This is a genomic window from Deltaproteobacteria bacterium, assembly GCA_020848905.1.
Taxonomy (GTDB): Bacteria; Myxococcota_A; Polyangia.
Genome location: JADLHG010000031.1, coordinates 100,641 through 115,011, shown reverse-complemented (window position 1 = coordinate 115,011; position 14,371 = coordinate 100,641). Strand labels below are relative to the sequence as shown.

The window sequence follows — 14,371 nt, the reverse complement described above, 5'->3', positions numbered from 1 at the left end:
ATGCAGGACAAACCACGTATCCTGTGCGTCGACGACGAGTCGAACGTGCTCGAAGGCCTCTCGCAGAACCTCCGGCGACGCTTCGCCGTCGAGACGGCGCTCGGGTCGCAGGCGGCTCTCGCCACCCTCGAGACCGGCAAGACCTTCGCCGTGATCGTCTCCGACATGCGCATGCCCGGGATGAACGGGGCAGAGCTCCTGTCACGCACGCGGCGGTCCCATCCGGCGATGGTTCGAGTGCTCCTCACCGGCTACGCCGAGGTGGAATCGGCCATCGCCGCGGTGAACGAGGGGAACATCTTCCGCTTCCTGACCAAGCCCTGTCCGCCGGAGGCGCTTCACCGCGCACTCGAGGACGCGGTGGAGCAGCACCGGCTCATCACCGCGGAGCGGGTGCTCCTCGAGCAGACGCTCCACGGGAGCATCCAGCTCCTCACGGATGCGCTGACGCTCGTGCACCCGGCCGCCTTCGGCCGCGCGAACCGAGTCAAGCAGCGCGTGAGCGAGCTGGCCACGTCGCTCGCCCTGCCGCACAAGTGGCAGCTCGAGGTGGCGGCCATGCTCTCGCAGATCTGCCTCGTCACGCTCCCTCCCGCGACGCTCGAGAAGCTGAACGCGGGGGAAGCGCTCTCGGAGCACGAGAAGGCCATGACCGCCCGGCTCCCCGAGGTGAGCGAGCAGCTCCTCGCGGGGATCCCGCGCCTCGACGAGGTCCGGGAGCTCCTCCGCTTCGCGCTCGGGCGGGGTGATGCAGCGCGAAAGCCCGGAACGTCCCCCGAGCCGCTCGGGGCCGCCGCGCTGCGGGCCGCGCTGGACCTCGACCGCCTGGAGTCCACGGGGCTCAGCCCCGCGCTGGCCCTGGAGACCTTGCGCGGGCGTGCGGGGCACTACCCGGAGCCCGTGCTCGAGTCGTTGCGCTTCATGCTCGGTGAGGGGGGCGCAGCGCGCGCGGTGCAGGAGCTGCCCGTGAGGGGACTCGCCGTGGGGATGGTGCTCGCCGAGGAGGTCCGCACGGCTGCGGGCGGCTTGCTCATCGCCTCGGGGCAGGAGCTGACGCTGAGTCTGCTCGAGCGACTCAAGAACTTCGCCGCGGGAGTGGGGATCAAGGAGCCGGTGCGGGTAGTCGTGGGCCGCAGGGCCTAGATCGTTCGCTTGACGCGGGCCTCGGGCGACGCGGCAGCCTTCCCGCGCTGCAGCACGCGCAGGACCTGGCCCCGCGCGTCGGTAAGCCACACGGTGAGCGCCGCGTCGCGCGCCAGCAGCTCTTCTACCGTGCGGCGGATCTCCGCCACTACCGTCCGGAGCTCCTCCCCCACCCCGTCCACGTCCCCGGCCGGCCACTCGTCGATCAAGGCCTGCCGTCGTTCCAGCAGCGCGCGCAGCGCATCCGGGCTCGGCCGCTCGGCCCCCACCGGCGGGGTGATCCGCTGCATCTCGGTGAGGAGCCGCAGCCGCTCCTTGGCCCGCTCGAGCGCCGCGCTCACTTCCGCCCCTCCACCTGCGCCACCGCCTCGACCCAGGCCTCGCGCAGCGTGTCCAGCAGGCGCGCCACCTCTTCCACCGGCTCGGGCTTCATCGTCGCGTTCCCCTCGGCCACCTTCTCTTGCATGTAGTAGTACAGGCGCTCGAGGTTGTCGCAGAGTTCCGGGGCCACGCTCCGGTTCAGGGTGCTCGTCAGCTCGCCCACGATGTCCGAGACGCGCTGGAGCTCTCGCGCCTTGGCGGGGATGTCGCCCCGCCGGATCGACTCGGCGCCCTGGCGCGCGTAGCGCACGGCGGTCTCGTACAGGGAGACCAGGATCTGGCCCGGGGAGCTGGTTTGCACGCTGACCTGCTGGTACCGACGGGCGCTGGCGTTTGCGTACATGCGTTACTCACCTTTCAGGATGCGTCTATTCGACCGTTCGTTCGTGCGTTGGTTCGTTCGCGCTAGCCGAGGAGCTTCAGGGCCATCTGCGGCAGCTGGTTGGCCTGGGCCAGTACGCTCACGCCGGCCTGGAGCAGGATCTGAGAGCGGGTGAAGTTGGCCGACTCCGCCGCCACGTCCGCGTCGCGGATGCGCGAGTTCGCCGCCGAGAGGTTCTCGTGCATGGCGGTGATGTTGCGGATCGTGGTGTAGAGCCGGTTCTGCGCCGCGCCGATGGTGCCGCGTCGGCTGGTCACGGCCGAGATCGCCGTATCGAGCACCGACAGCGAGTTTCGCGCGCCGGTGACGGTGGAGATGGTCATGGCGTTCGACACGCCGATCGCCGAGGCCCGCCCGCTGAGCATGGAGATGGTGATGCGGTCGTTGGCGGTAACGTTCTTCACGCCCACCTGGAAGGTCACGCCCGTGGAGAGCGTGCCGTCGAGGAGCTTGGTGCCGTTGAACTCGGTGGCGTTCGCGATACGGGTGATCTCCGTGCGCAGGGCACCGAACTCGGCGTGCAGCGAGCTCCGCTCGGAGGAGCCGAGCGTGCCGTTCGCGGCCTGGACGCCGAGCTCCCGCATGCGGATCAGCATGTCGCCGACCTCGTTGAGGGCGCCTTCCGCCGTCTGCAGGAGGCTCACGCCGTCGTTGGCGTTGCGCTGCGCCTGGGCCAGCCCGCGCACCTGCGACCGCAGCTTCTCGCTGATCGCGAGGCCGGCGGCGTCGTCGGCGGCCATGTTGATGCGCAACCCGGAGGAGAGGCGCGCCATCGCCGTGTTCATCCCCGTCTCGGTCCGGGACAGGTTCTTCTGGGCGTTGAGCGAGGCCACGTTGCTCTGGAGCGTCATCGATGCGAGAGACATTTTCCGTTCTCCTTATCGTGCCGCCGCGCGGCCCGGGGGTTTCGTTCCGTTCATGAGATACAACGCGCTATCCGACCGAAGCTTGAGCGCGATTTCGAGAGGTCCGGTCGAGCGAGGGAGCCGGGCGAAGTGGACGGGCGGAGGCCTCGGAACGAGGAGCTTCCGGGCGTAAGGACAGGGGTGTGGGAGGCGCCGGAAGGTCCGGCCTAAGGTGAGAGGAGCGGGGAGCTCTGGCCCGCACCGAGGGCGGATCAGGTCAGGATGATGGCGGGCTAGCTCAGTCCGGCCAGGAAGCTCCCCTGGTTCTTGAGCTTGCTCAGGGCCTCTTCCATGGCCATGAACTGCTTGCGGAGCCCCGCCTCGTAGGTCTCGAGGTTCCGCTCCATGGCGGCCACCCGATCGTCCACGGCGCGCATGCTGTCGCCGAGGCCCTCTTGCCGCGCGGCCAGCATGCCGTCGGGGGCGGTGATCATGTTCGTGAGCGTGCGCCCGAGACGCACGGCGATGCCGTCGTTGTCCGTGGTGTCGTTGTTGTCGGTATAGCTGAAGAGGTCGGTCACGCCCTGCATGTCGGCGGCCAGAGCCTCACGGAGCTTGGCGCTGTCCAGGGTGATGGTGCCGTCCCGGTTGCTCTTCACGCCGATGCGGGAGAGCGCCGTGTAGTTGCCGCTCACGCCGCCCACCTCCGAGGTCAGGATCCCCTGGATGCTGCGCTGCACCCCACGCACCGCGGCGTCCCCCATCAGCCCGTCGGTCCGAGCCTTGCCATCGGAGCTGAACTCCCGCTTCAGGATGGCAGCCACGGAATTGTAGTTCTTGACCAGATCCTCGAGCTTCTTCTGCACCGCGTCGAGGTCCACGTCCACCTTGATCGTGACGGTGGAGGCGCCCGTCTCCTTCTTCAGGTCCAGGGTGACGCCGGGGATCATGTCCGTGAGCTGATTGGTCGTGCTCGTGAAGGTGGTGTTGTCCATCACCACCGTCGCGTTCGTGGCCGCCTGCTCCTCGTGGGTCAGATCCAGCGACGTGGCCGCGGCCCCGCCGAAGGTGAGCGCGTTGGCCGTCCCCGCCTTGTCCCCGCTCACGAGCAGCTTGTACTGGCTGCCCGTGTACACGATGCTGGCCGTCAGACCGGCCTTCTTGTCGTTGATCTTCTGCGCCACGGTCTCGAGCGTGTCGGTAGTCGTCACGTCCACCGAGACGGCCGCGGCGGCCCCCACCTGCAGCGTAAGCGCCTCGGTGGCGGCCACGAGCCCGGTGGTGTTCTTGGCCGCGAAGGCCTTGGAGTAGGTGCGCTCGGCCTGGGCCAGGCTGGAGACCTTCACCACGTAGGTCCCGGCGGTGGCCGCGCTCGAGGCCACGGCCGTCGCCGCCGTCTCGTCGTTGCTCTTCGCCGAGAAGGCGCGGAACTCCTTCAGCGTGTCCAGGTCGCGGGCCGAGTTGCGCAGCGCGGTCAGCTTGCTCACGAGCTCGGAGAGCTTGTTCGACTTGCTGCTGAAGTCGGCGCGCTTCTGCTGGAGCTGACGGATCGGCTCACGCGCGGCCTTGACGAGGGCCTCGATGATGCCGTTCGTGTCCATCCCGCTCGCGAGACCACTGAAGTTGACCGGACCCGCCATGGTTCGTCCTCGGAGCTCGCTCAGACCAGCCGGTCGAGCAGATGTTGACGTCCCGACTTCACGAGCTGCGCCAGGCGCATCACCTCGTCGGGGGCCATTTCCCGGACGACCCGCGAGCCGTTTCCGTCGCGGACCATCATGATCACCGAGCTCAGATCGGGTCGAATCTCGAACTCGACCCCCATCGGCAGCGCGCCCAGCGACGACTGGAGCTGCTGGATCGCCCGGCGGAGCTTCTCCTCCTCCGAGGGGCTCTCGGCCTCGACGGGCTTCGCTCGCCTATACTCCTCGAGCAGACTGGCTTGTACCGGCATCACGGGGCCGGTCACCGTGCTTCTACTCATGTCACGCCCCTTCCCTGACGCTGTGTGTGCCCTTCCCTCGCGTCCCATTCCCCTTCAAGAGAAGACAACGGCAGGGGCAGAGGAACCTTTAGCGGGGATCCGACCGGGCGCGGGCCGCGAGCCGGCTACGGAGGGGAGATGACCTCGAGGGCCAACGCGAGCTCCTCCGCCACGCCATCCCAGCGGGGTAGGACCTGTAGGAGGTCCCCCTCGATCTGGTCCGAGAGGGTCACCAGATCCTGCTGCACCAGGCTCTGCTCCATGCCCCGCACGCAGCGCAGGAGGTCGGCCCGGAAGGCGTCCACCTCCTTCGGCGTCGCCGGCTTGGCCACCGCTGTCACGTGCTCCATGAGCTGCAGGAATTGCTCGAGGTCCGAGCTCCCCTGGGCCAGGTGGCCAAGAGCCGTCTGATCGTCGCCGGTGCGGATCTGCTGGGCGCACACGGCCATCGTGGTGGAGATGAACTCCACGTAGGTGGCGGAATCCACGAGCGCCTGCCGGCAGAGCGTCACGAGGTCCTCCGGGCCGGGGGAGGCCTCCGGGGCGGGCAAGGTCGTTGCCGCTTCAGTCATGGATCTCTCCTTGCTGGACGTGGGCTGACGCCAACGTCGGATTCGGGCGGACCTCCGCGCGGAGCGGCCAGTTGGCCTGGGGTCGAGCGGCCAAGGGAAGTTCGAGGTAGGCGCGCAGGGCGTGTCCTTTTTGCAGCAGCCGGACCGAGCCGCCCACGGCCCGCAGGGCCAGGGTACCGACGAGGAGCTCCGGCTGCGCCATGGGGTCGAGCGTCCGCCACGGGCGTCGCTCGGCGAGGGCGGCCACGCGTCGCTCGATGAGCACGATGGCCCGGTCCCCGCACGACGCGGTGCGGATCAGGATGGCGTGGGCCTGCGGGTCGTTGAGGCACAGGTCGATGGCCGCTGCGAGCGTGTCCTCGGCGTGTCGCACTAGCAGCGCGACCGCGATCGGCCGACGCTCGCGGTGGAAGGTGAGGGGCACCCCGGCCATCCGCCCGAGGGGCTGCGCGTCGTGAACCACCCGGCTGACCACCCGATTCAGGTCGCAGACCCGGGCCTGCTCGGCCGACAGCACCTCGGGGCAGACGAGGCGGGCGTGGCGCTGCGTCACCCGTTGGGCGCGAAGCGCGCGAGCCCCGTCGGCGGCGAGCTGGGCGCGAATGGTGGCAAGAAGCGTGGGATCCAGGGACATCGGGTTGACTCCTCCCGACGGAGAAGAATGCAATGGCAATGCCACGACGGTCGGACGGGCAAGACGTTGATCTCCGTGGGCCCAGCGCCGGAGCAGAGGGTGAGATCGGGTCGAGAGCGTCAAGAGATTGGATCCGAGCAGGGGAAGGATTGACGGGGACCTGCCGGCCGGCGCGGCGTGCGTGCTACCACCGGCCGACAGGTCTGGGGTACTGCGGGTTAGCCGAGGAGCCGCAGAGCCATCTGCGGCAGCTGGTTGGCCTGGGCCAGCACACTCACACCGGCCTGCATCAGGATCTGGGACCGGGTGAAGTTGGCCGACTCCGCCGCCACGTCCGCGTCGCGGATACGCGAATTCGCGGCCGAGAGGTTCTCGTGCATGGCGGTGATGTTGCGGATGGTGGTGTAGAGCCGGTTCTGGGCCGCGCCGATGGTGCCGCGCCGGCTGGTCACGCTCGAGATAGCGGTGTCGAGCAACGCCAGCGAGTTCCGGGCGCCAGTGACCGTAGAGACGGTCATGCCGCTCGTCACGCCGATCGCCGTCGCCTTGCCGCTGAGCACCGAGATCGTGATCCGGTCGTTCGCGGTGACGTTCTTCACGCCCACCTGGAAGGTCACGCCCGTAGACAGCGTGCCATCGAGCAACTTGGTGCCGTTGAACTCGGTGGCGTTCGCGATACGGCCGATCTCCGTCCGAAGGGCGCTGAACTCGCTGTGCAGCGAGCTCCGCTCAGAGGACCCGAGCGTGCCGTTGGCGGCCTGGACGCCGAGTTCCCTCATGCGGATCAGCATGTCGCCGACCTCATTGAGGGCGCCTTCTGCGGTTTGAAGGAGGCTCACGCCGTCGTTGGCGTTACGCTGGGCCTGGGCGAGACCGCGCACCTGCGAACGGAGCTTTTCACTGATGGCGAGTCCAGCGGCGTCGTCCGCGGCCATGTTGATCCGCAGACCCGACGACAAACGCGCCATCGAGGTGTTGAGCCCGCCTTCGGTGCGGCCCAGGTTTCGCTGAGCTTGCAGAGAGGCCACATTGGACTGCAGAGTCATCGAGCTGAGAGACATGATCTTCCTCCGTGGAAATCCGGTCCCCCATCACGTGGGAACGACCGGCGGGCATCCGTGCCCTGTGTTTGCGTGCCTACGCGGACGACGAGGGGTGGCCGTGCACGCCACCCGGTCACCTCTCGCCCTCCGCTAAGGTCAACGGCCAGGGCGGGGGGAGCTTGAGCGACTTTTTCGGGGTCGAAGTACGTGAGGGGGACTACAAAACCGCTACGGCCTCGCGCAGGCGCAGGAGCGTAGCCTCGGCGTCGTCGGCCAAGCGGGAGCAGAGCACGTCGAGACCCAGGCTCGTGTCGCGCACGGTGTCGCACATGGTCCGCCAGCTGTAGGCGTAGAGGAGCCCCGCGGCGCAGATGGCCTGGCGCATGCGGAACACCGCCTGCGGGGTGCCGAGCTGGCAGGCCGAGCGGGCCTCGTCGCGGGCGCGGGCCACGCGAACGGCCTCGGCCTCGAGCGCGCGCCGCACGTCCTCGGCGCGAATGCGCGGCTCCGTCGGCAGGGGCACGGGCCGCGGCGGCGGGAGCTCCGCGAGCACGTCGGCGAAGGGGCGCTCCGAAAAGCCCGCGATGCGCGCGCCACCCTCGGTGGCATTGACCAGCTCGAGGCCGTGCTGCTCGGCGGCCCACTCCTCGAAGATGTAGCGGAAGTAGTTGAAGGCGCCCGTGGTGGGCACGGTCCCCGCTCCGCCCCAGGCCGTCACCTGCTCCACCTCTTCCACCTCGCGCGTGGTGTCCGCCTGCGGGCACGAGGCCGCGATGGCCCGCTTGGCCTCGAGAGCCGAGAGCGTGGCCCGCCCCCCCTCGACGGCCACGCGCATCTTCTCGAAGACGGTTCCCGGGGCGTAGGCCTCGCCCCCCGTGTAGGCCAGGTCTTGACCGAGCAGGACGATGCGCGGAGCGCCGAGCTCGCGCGCGAGGGAGAAGGCCGCGTTGGCCACCGAACCGCCCACCCCGAGGCTCCGACCGAGCCCCGCCGCCTCGGCCGTGGGCGCGAAGAAGGGGAGCCGGTCCACGAGCGGAAAGACGGGTCCCGGAGCGTTCGCGATGAGTGCCGGGTTCGCCGTCATCGAGACGGCCCTCGGACACTCCCGGTTCAGCTCCAGGTCGGCGAGCTGCTGGCTCACGTCCAGGAGCTCGAGCGCGACGACCAGGTGCGCGCGCACCCCCGCCCGCTCGAGCGCGCGGAGCGACGTATTCACGGCGACGATCACCGCACGCTCCCCGACCTCGCGCAGGAGCTCCACGTTGCGTTTCAGCGACGGACCCGCGGCGACCACGATGGCCGGGCGGCCGGCGACGTAGCTCGCAAGCGCGCGCGCCGGGACCCGACCCACGACGAGCGGCAGGTTCGCGAGCAGGTGATCGAACCAGCGATGGAGCCGCGTCTCGAGCGTGTTCGCCGTCACCGTGGCCACCTCCACCGCGCGCCGCGTGGCGTCGATGGTGGCCGCGTGGAGCTCGGGGTAGAGGCGGCGGCTCGGGGGCCAGGAGAAGGCCGTCACGCGCTGCCTGGCCTGCAGGCGCATGCCCAGGTGGGCCCGGAGCGCATCGGCGCTCTCGGCGACCCAGGTGTCCCCGAGCTCGCGCCCCTCGCGCGCGAGCGCCGCGTCGCGCACCGCCGCGCTCGGCTCGAAGACGACGATCGGCACCTCGGTGCGACGGCGCAGCGCCTCCACGTGGTAGCCCAGGCCGAGCCCGAAGAGGACCAGCACGTCCACCTCGTCGAGCGCGAGCGAGGCGGCCCAGCTCTCGGCTTCGGCCACCGGATCGAGGCTGCTCGAGAGGGGGCGGCCGTTCAGGGTCAGGCAGGGGGCGCCGCTCTTCGCGACGCCGACCGTGACCCGATCAGATGGCATGCCGGACGGGATAGGGCGAATCGTGCAGGACCACCTGCACGCCCCGACGGGAGCGGCCGCCGAGCGCGAGCGGCGCGAGCAGGTTCACCGTCGGACGCTCCGGGGCCGGCGGCACGGTCACGATCGCCGCCACGGCCAGGGGTTCGTCGGCTTCGAGCCCGAGCGCAGTGGCCTCGCTGCGCACGGAGTTCACCGGGTAGTCGGGGTCGAGGAGCATCGGGTCCGTGACCACGAAGGCCAGGCCTGGATCGTCCACGCACTGGAGGAGCTGGAAGCGCGAGCCGGGCTTGACCTGCACGAGGCAGAAGCGGTGCGCCGCCGGGAAACCGGGGATGCCGTGCGGGAAGTGCAGGAGGTCAGCCTCGGGCACCTCCAGCGGGCCGAGCTGCGCGCTCTCGATCGAGACGGTCATTCCAGCTCTCCGAGCCGATTCCGGTCCACGCGCGCCGCCGCCTCGTTCTCCTGGGCGATCTGCTGGTAGAGCTCCTCCCGGTAGACCCGGACGTCCCGCGGCGCCTCGATCATCAGTCGCACCTGCCGACCGCGGACCTCCTTGATGGTGATCTTCACGTGGTCGCCGATGCGAATGGTCTGTCCTGCCCTGCGGGTGACGGTCAGCAACGGGACCTCCTAGGGGGCCCAGTGTACACTCCCCGCTCACAGGCGGTCCACCAAGCTCAGGGAATTGAGCACCTTCGCCGAGACCTCGAGCGCCGCGTTGAGCGAGGTCTGCGCGCGCACGAGGCCCGAGAGCGCCTCGGTCACCTCCGCGTCCCCGACGCGCGAACGGTGCTGCGCGATGTCGAGGTGTCGGTCGGTGAGGAACGAGCGCTGCTGGCTGAGCGCGCCCACCTGCTGGCCGATCGAGACGTGCGCCGACCCGACCTGGTTCGCCGCCGACTCGAGCGAGGTGAGGCTCGTGCGGATCCCGTCCACGTCGTTGGCCGTGAGCGCCGTGCTCAGGCTGGCGAGCACCCCGAGGACGTCCTGCCCCCCGGCCGCGGTGAAGGCCTGCGCCCCGCTGACCCCCGCGTTCATCACTACCCCCCCCTCCACCTCGACCGAGCGCTGTCCGGTGTCGCCGGCGTAGGTCCCGCTCGCCGCGAAGGGGGGCTGACCCGTGCGATGTCCGCCGAAGATGTAGACCTCCCCGACGCGGGTGTTGGCGAGCGCGACGACCTGGTCGCGCAGCCCCTGCATCTCGCGTGCGGCGACCGCTCGGTCGGCGGCGCTGATCGTGCCGTTGGCCATCTGCACCGCGAGCTCGCGCGCGCGATGCAGCACCTCGGTGACGTTCCCGAGCGCGCTGTCGGCCGTGTCCAGCTCCGCCATGGCGTGGTCGATGTTCCGCTGGAACTGCGTGTTGGCCTGCGCCTCGCCCTGCAGGCGCACGAGCTCCCCGGCCGCCGCCGGATCGTCGGCCGCCTGGCCCACGCGCTGGCCGCTCGAGGCCACACGCTGCCGCTCCTCGAGACGCGCCCGCGCCTTGGCGAGCTCGCGCTGGGCCTGCAGGTTCACCATCGAGTTGGTCACGCGTAGCATGGCTTAGATCCTCATCAGCTCGTCGAGCAAGCTGTCCACCACCTGCAACACCTTCGTCGAGGCCTGGTACGAACGCTGGTACTCGACGAGGTGGATCATCTCCTCGTCGAGCGAGACCCCTTCGCGGCTCATCTGCAGCGTCTGCAGGTGGGTCAGCTCGTCCAGCCGCACGTCCGCCGTGCGCACCGCCGCCTGCGCGTCCGCGCCGAGCTGGCCCACGACGCGGGCCCACTGACCCGCCGCGGTGGCCGAGCCGCCGCCCGCCAGGTTGGCCTGCGCCAGCGCCGAGAGGGCGAGCGCGTTCTGGTTGTTGCCCGGCAGCGCCGTCGCGCTCGACGAGGCGGCCACCTGATTCGCCGTGAGCGTCGCGTTCACGCTGAGCGCGGTCGCTGCGCCGGTCACACCGGTCGGCGGAGTGAAGAGGTCCCGGCCGTTCGCACCGTCGAGGCCGTAGCCCGCGCGGTGCTGCGTGTTGACCGCCGTGGCCACGTCGTAGGCGAGCTGGTCGAGCTGCGACTGGAGCCCGGGGATCGTGGTGTCGCGTACCGCCACGAGGCCCCCCATCCGGCCACCGAGGCGCGACGTCATCGCCATGCGCGTCGCGCCATCCACCAGGTCGAGGCGCTGCCGACCGTTCAAGGTGGCGTCGGGCGTGCCCTGCAGGCTCGCGGAACGGTTCCCCTGGACCAGCACCATGCCGTCGATGAGGACCGTGGTCTGCCCCTGCCCGTCCAGAAACGAGGTCGCCCCGGTGAGCTGGTTGAGCTGCCCGACGAGCTTGTCTTGCTGGTCGCGCAGGTCGCTCGCGTCGGCGCCGGTGGCCTCGGTCTGCGTGATCTGCACGTTGAGCTTCGCCACCTGCGCGGCCATGTCGGTCGCCTGCTTGGCCAGCCCGAGCAGCTCCTCGTCGGCGCTGCGCGCGGTCTGGTCGAGCGCCTCGGCCTTGCTGTTGAAGGTCCGGGCGAGGTCACCCGCGGCGGAGAGCACCTGCTGCCGCGCGGCCAGGTTCTCCGGCGCGCTGGCGAGCCCCGAAAAGGCGTTGAAGAGGGTCGAGAGGCCCTGCTGCACCCCGCCCTCGCCGAGCTGTCCGACGGTGCGATCCAGATGCAGGAGCAACGTCTGCCGGGCGTCGGCGAAGCCCTGCGCGCCGAGGGAGAGCGAGAGCTGCCGCGCGAGGAGCCGGTCCGAGCTCCGGAGCACGCCGTCGACGGACACGCCGCCGAGACCGGGCCGGGGCCCGAGCGGCGAGGTGACGAGCGAGCGACGATGGTAGCCCTCGGTGTTGGCGTTCGAGATGTTCTGGCTGGTCTGCTGCACGCCGGCCTGCGACGCCGCGAGGCCGGAACGGGCGATATCGAGCGAGCTGAGCAGACCACCCATGGTTCGTTACACCGTCCGATGCATGATGAGCGCACCCCGAGGCTGGAGCTGCGCGTTGCGGTTGTAGGTTCCGCCCGAGGTCTGCCCCTTGAGCAGCTCGGAGGTCTGGGCGCTCAGCCGGCGGGCCAGCTCGGCGTTGTGCAAGGTGGCCTGGCGTACGCGCTGGAGCAGCGCCTGCGTCGTCTCGTCGTGCGGCGAGAGCTCGAGGCAGCCCGCCAGCTCCTGCTTGCGCTCGATCGAGAGGCGCAGCGCGTCCCAGTCCCGCTCGAGCAGGGCCCGGCGTTCGTCGGCGGTCACGCTTTCGAGCTCTTCGAGCGCGGTCACGGCAGCTCCTTGTTCACGATCGCCGAGGCGAGCTCGTCGAGGTCTACCTTGTAGCTCCCCTCCTCCACGCGGGCCTTGATCGCGGCGACGCGGTCCAGGTTCGACTGGAGCAGACGCTGCGCCTCGGGGCTCAGGCTCACCCGGTCGGCCGGAGCAGCGGGACCCGTGTCGGGGCGCGAGGGACGGTCGGCCGACTTACGGCTGGCCGGTGCAACGGGCGGCGGGCTTTGGCGGTCGTTGATCTTCACGGTGTTGCCTCCACCTACCACAACGGCCCGTTGCTATCGGCCTTGAGCATCTTTTTGCGTCCCGATGAGACCATTGATTTCCGCCGGTTGAAGCGATGTCGCGCCGCGTTGAACGCCCAGCCGGAAGGCTCCCGAACTCCCCACCTCCCCCACCATCTGGCCCCGGAGCACCAGGTCGCCGCGCTGCGCCAGGACCTGGCCGAGGTCTGCGTACACGCTCTTCAGCCCACCTCCGTGGTCCACCACGAGCCGCCCGCCGCCCGCCTCGACCACCGTGCCCGAGCGCAGGGCCAGCACGCTCTCCTTGGCCCGGGCTCGCACCGTGCCGCGCTCGTCCACCGTCGCCGCGCCCACGACCGGGCGACCGAGCCCCGGCGCCGCGTCGCTGAGCCGCACCGAGTTCGGGCGCGAAGGATCGTCGAAGCCGAGGCCCGCGAGACTCGACGCCCCCCCCGCCACCTTGCGGAGCGCCTCGGTAGCCCGCGCGAGCTCGTGCTGCCGTGGCAGGGCCACGCGCGGCGGCAGCGCCCCGAGCGGCAGCGGGCCGGGTCCGTCGCTGGCCTTGGCCACCCGCCCCTTGTCCGGGACGTCGCCGAGCTGCAGCGCGAGCGCCTTGCCGATGCCGAGGCCGCCGCCGCGGCCGATCTCGTCCGCCAGCTCCCCGTCCAGCATCTCGGTGTAGATGCTCTTGTCCATGCTCTCGCCGGTGAGGCCCCCCTCGGGGACCGTCTTGCGCATGGCGGAGAAGAGCTGCCGCACGAAGAGGCTCTCCAGCATGTTGGCCGCGCGCTTGGCCTCGTCGTTCGGCCGTGCGCCCTTGCGGCTCTCCAGCATCGCGTCGAGCCCTGGCCCGCCGAGCCCCTCCGCGCCACCCGCTACCGGCTTCATTGGACCACCAGCTTCGCGGGAAGCGCCCCCGCCGCGGCCAGCGCCTGAAAGATCGCCACCAGGTCCCGCGGCGTGGCGTTCAGCGCGTTCAGCGCCCGCACCACGTCGGAGAGGCTGGCCGTACCCTGGATGAGCTGCAGACTCCCGCTCCCCTCGGTGGCCTTGATCTTGGTCTCAGGCGTCACCACCGTCCGTCCGGTGCCGAAGGCCGCCTTGGGCTGCGAGACCTTGAACTTCTCGCTGATCTCCACGGTCAGGTTCCCGTGCGCCACCGCCACCGGGCTCAGCCGCACCTCCTGCCCCACCACGACAGTGCCCGTCCGCTCGTTGATCACCACCTGCGCCGGGGCGTCCGGCTGCACCTGGACCAGCTCGAGGCGCGACGCGAGTTCCATGGCCCGGCCCTTGTACGAGGGCGGCAGACGCACCAGGATCGTTCCCGGGTCCACCGAACTCGCCGGCTGGCCGCCGAGCTCCTTGTTGATCGCGCTCGCCAGACGGGTGGCCGTGGTGAAGTCCGGCTGCTGGAGCGCCACCACCACCTGGTCGTTCTGGACGAAGCGGGACGGCACCTCGCGCTCGACCAGCGCCCCCTCGGGGACGCGCGCCACGAGGGCGTGGTTCTTCGAGACCGAGGAGCCGGTCCCCCCTTCGGCCTTGAAGCCCCCGAGCGAGAGCGCCCCCTGCGCGAGGGCATAGATCTTCAGGTCCACGCCGCGCATGGGCGTCATGAGCAGCACGCCCCCCTGCAGGCTCTTCGCGTTGCCGAGCGACGAGACGGTCACGTCCAGCCGGTTCCCCGTGCGCGCGAAGGGGGGCAAGGTGGCCGAGACCATCACCGCGGCGGTGTTGCGCAGCCGCAGGTTCTTCAGGTCGAAGACCTTGTCCTCGGCCGCCTGCACGCCGAGGCGTCGCAGCATGAGCTGCACCGAGCGCAGGGTGAAGTAGACCTGCTGGTCGTCGCCCGTCCCGCCGAGGCCCACCACCAGGCCGTAGCCGATGAGCTGGTTCGAGCGCACGCCCCGGATGTTGGCCACGTCCTTGAGCCGGGCTGCCCGCGCCCCGTCGGGCGCGGCGAGGAGGAGCAGGAGTAATACGAGGATACTAGAGCGACGCATCGTTTTCTCCTGAA

General features: G+C 70.3%; 18 protein-coding genes. 1 reads left to right on the top strand and 17 read right to left on the bottom strand.

Annotation, left to right across the window (positions count from 1 at the left end):
• Window positions 1-1,143 (top strand): response regulator, encoded by a 1,143-nt coding sequence (locus IT371_12750; GenBank protein MCC6748525.1) that lies wholly within the window; start codon window positions 1-3, stop codon window positions 1,141-1,143.
• Here IT371_12750 and IT371_12745 read toward each other — a convergent pair.
• The 17 genes from IT371_12745 to IT371_12665 form a co-directional block, all read right to left on the bottom strand.
• Entirely contained in the window at window positions 1,140-1,484 is a 345-nt protein-coding gene (locus IT371_12745; protein MCC6748524.1) for a hypothetical protein, read from the bottom strand. The genes IT371_12750 and IT371_12745 overlap by 4 nt on opposite strands.
• Window positions 1,481-1,867: a flagellar export chaperone FliS gene (gene fliS, locus IT371_12740; GenBank protein MCC6748523.1), complete on the bottom strand. Its 387-nt coding sequence runs from the start codon at window positions 1,865-1,867 to the stop codon at window positions 1,481-1,483. The genes IT371_12745 and fliS overlap by 4 nt, the downstream gene beginning before the upstream one ends.
• 62 nt (window positions 1,868-1,929) lie before the next feature.
• Window positions 1,930-2,772, bottom strand: coding sequence for a flagellin FliC (locus IT371_12735; GenBank protein MCC6748522.1), 843 nt, complete (start codon window positions 2,770-2,772; stop codon window positions 1,930-1,932).
• Between the two features lie 272 nt (window positions 2,773-3,044).
• Complete coding sequence (gene fliD, locus IT371_12730) at window positions 3,045-4,391, bottom strand: flagellar filament capping protein FliD (protein MCC6748521.1); 1,347 nt, start codon at window positions 4,389-4,391, stop codon at window positions 3,045-3,047.
• A gap of 20 nt (window positions 4,392-4,411) precedes the next feature.
• A complete protein-coding gene (locus IT371_12725) occupies window positions 4,412-4,735 on the bottom strand; it encodes a flagellar protein FlaG (GenBank protein ID MCC6748520.1) in 324 nt (107 codons plus the stop codon).
• 125 nt (window positions 4,736-4,860) lie between these two features.
• Complete coding sequence (locus IT371_12720) at window positions 4,861-5,307, bottom strand: hypothetical protein (GenBank protein MCC6748519.1); 447 nt, start codon at window positions 5,305-5,307, stop codon at window positions 4,861-4,863.
• On the bottom strand, window positions 5,300-5,941 hold the full coding sequence (locus IT371_12715) for a hypothetical protein (GenBank protein MCC6748518.1): 642 nt from the start codon (window positions 5,939-5,941) through the stop codon (window positions 5,300-5,302). Before IT371_12715 ends, IT371_12720 begins: the two co-directional genes overlap by 8 nt.
• 218 nt (window positions 5,942-6,159) lie before the next feature.
• Window positions 6,160-7,002: a flagellin FliC gene (locus tag IT371_12710; GenBank protein MCC6748517.1), complete on the bottom strand. Its 843-nt coding sequence runs from the start codon at window positions 7,000-7,002 to the stop codon at window positions 6,160-6,162.
• 199 nt (window positions 7,003-7,201) lie between these two features.
• Window positions 7,202-8,857, bottom strand: a complete 1,656-nt coding sequence (locus IT371_12705; GenBank protein MCC6748516.1) for a motility associated factor glycosyltransferase family protein — start codon at window positions 8,855-8,857, stop codon at window positions 7,202-7,204.
• Window positions 8,847-9,269: a flagellar assembly protein FliW gene (fliW, locus tag IT371_12700; protein ID MCC6748515.1), complete on the bottom strand. Its 423-nt coding sequence runs from the start codon at window positions 9,267-9,269 to the stop codon at window positions 8,847-8,849. Before fliW ends, IT371_12705 begins: the two co-directional genes overlap by 11 nt.
• Window positions 9,266-9,478 (bottom strand): carbon storage regulator CsrA, encoded by a 213-nt coding sequence (csrA, locus tag IT371_12695; protein MCC6748514.1) that lies wholly within the window; start codon window positions 9,476-9,478, stop codon window positions 9,266-9,268. Before csrA ends, fliW begins: the two co-directional genes overlap by 4 nt.
• A gap of 36 nt (window positions 9,479-9,514) precedes the next feature.
• Window positions 9,515-10,399: a flagellar hook-associated protein FlgL gene (flgL, locus tag IT371_12690; GenBank protein MCC6748513.1), complete on the bottom strand. Its 885-nt coding sequence runs from the start codon at window positions 10,397-10,399 to the stop codon at window positions 9,515-9,517.
• 3 nt (window positions 10,400-10,402) lie between these two features.
• The gene (flgK, locus tag IT371_12685; GenBank protein MCC6748512.1) at window positions 10,403-11,779 is read right to left on the bottom strand and encodes a flagellar hook-associated protein FlgK; all 1,377 of its coding nucleotides are present in this window, start codon (window positions 11,777-11,779) and stop codon (window positions 10,403-10,405) included.
• 6 nt (window positions 11,780-11,785) lie between these two features.
• Window positions 11,786-12,103 carry a hypothetical protein gene (locus IT371_12680; GenBank protein MCC6748511.1) on the bottom strand — a complete coding sequence of 106 codons (318 nt, stop codon included), beginning with the start codon at window positions 12,101-12,103 and terminating at the stop codon, window positions 11,786-11,788.
• Window positions 12,100-12,351: a flagellar biosynthesis anti-sigma factor FlgM gene (gene flgM, locus IT371_12675; protein ID MCC6748510.1), complete on the bottom strand. Its 252-nt coding sequence runs from the start codon at window positions 12,349-12,351 to the stop codon at window positions 12,100-12,102. The genes IT371_12680 and flgM overlap by 4 nt, the downstream gene beginning before the upstream one ends.
• Window positions 12,352-12,384: 33 nt before the next feature.
• Window positions 12,385-13,239 carry a peptidoglycan DD-metalloendopeptidase family protein gene (locus IT371_12670; protein ID MCC6748509.1) on the bottom strand — a complete coding sequence of 285 codons (855 nt, stop codon included), beginning with the start codon at window positions 13,237-13,239 and terminating at the stop codon, window positions 12,385-12,387.
• The gene (locus IT371_12665; protein MCC6748508.1) at window positions 13,236-14,357 is read right to left on the bottom strand and encodes a flagellar basal body P-ring protein FlgI; all 1,122 of its coding nucleotides are present in this window, start codon (window positions 14,355-14,357) and stop codon (window positions 13,236-13,238) included. The genes IT371_12670 and IT371_12665 overlap by 4 nt, the downstream gene beginning before the upstream one ends.
• Between the last annotated feature and the right edge of the window lie 14 nt (window positions 14,358-14,371).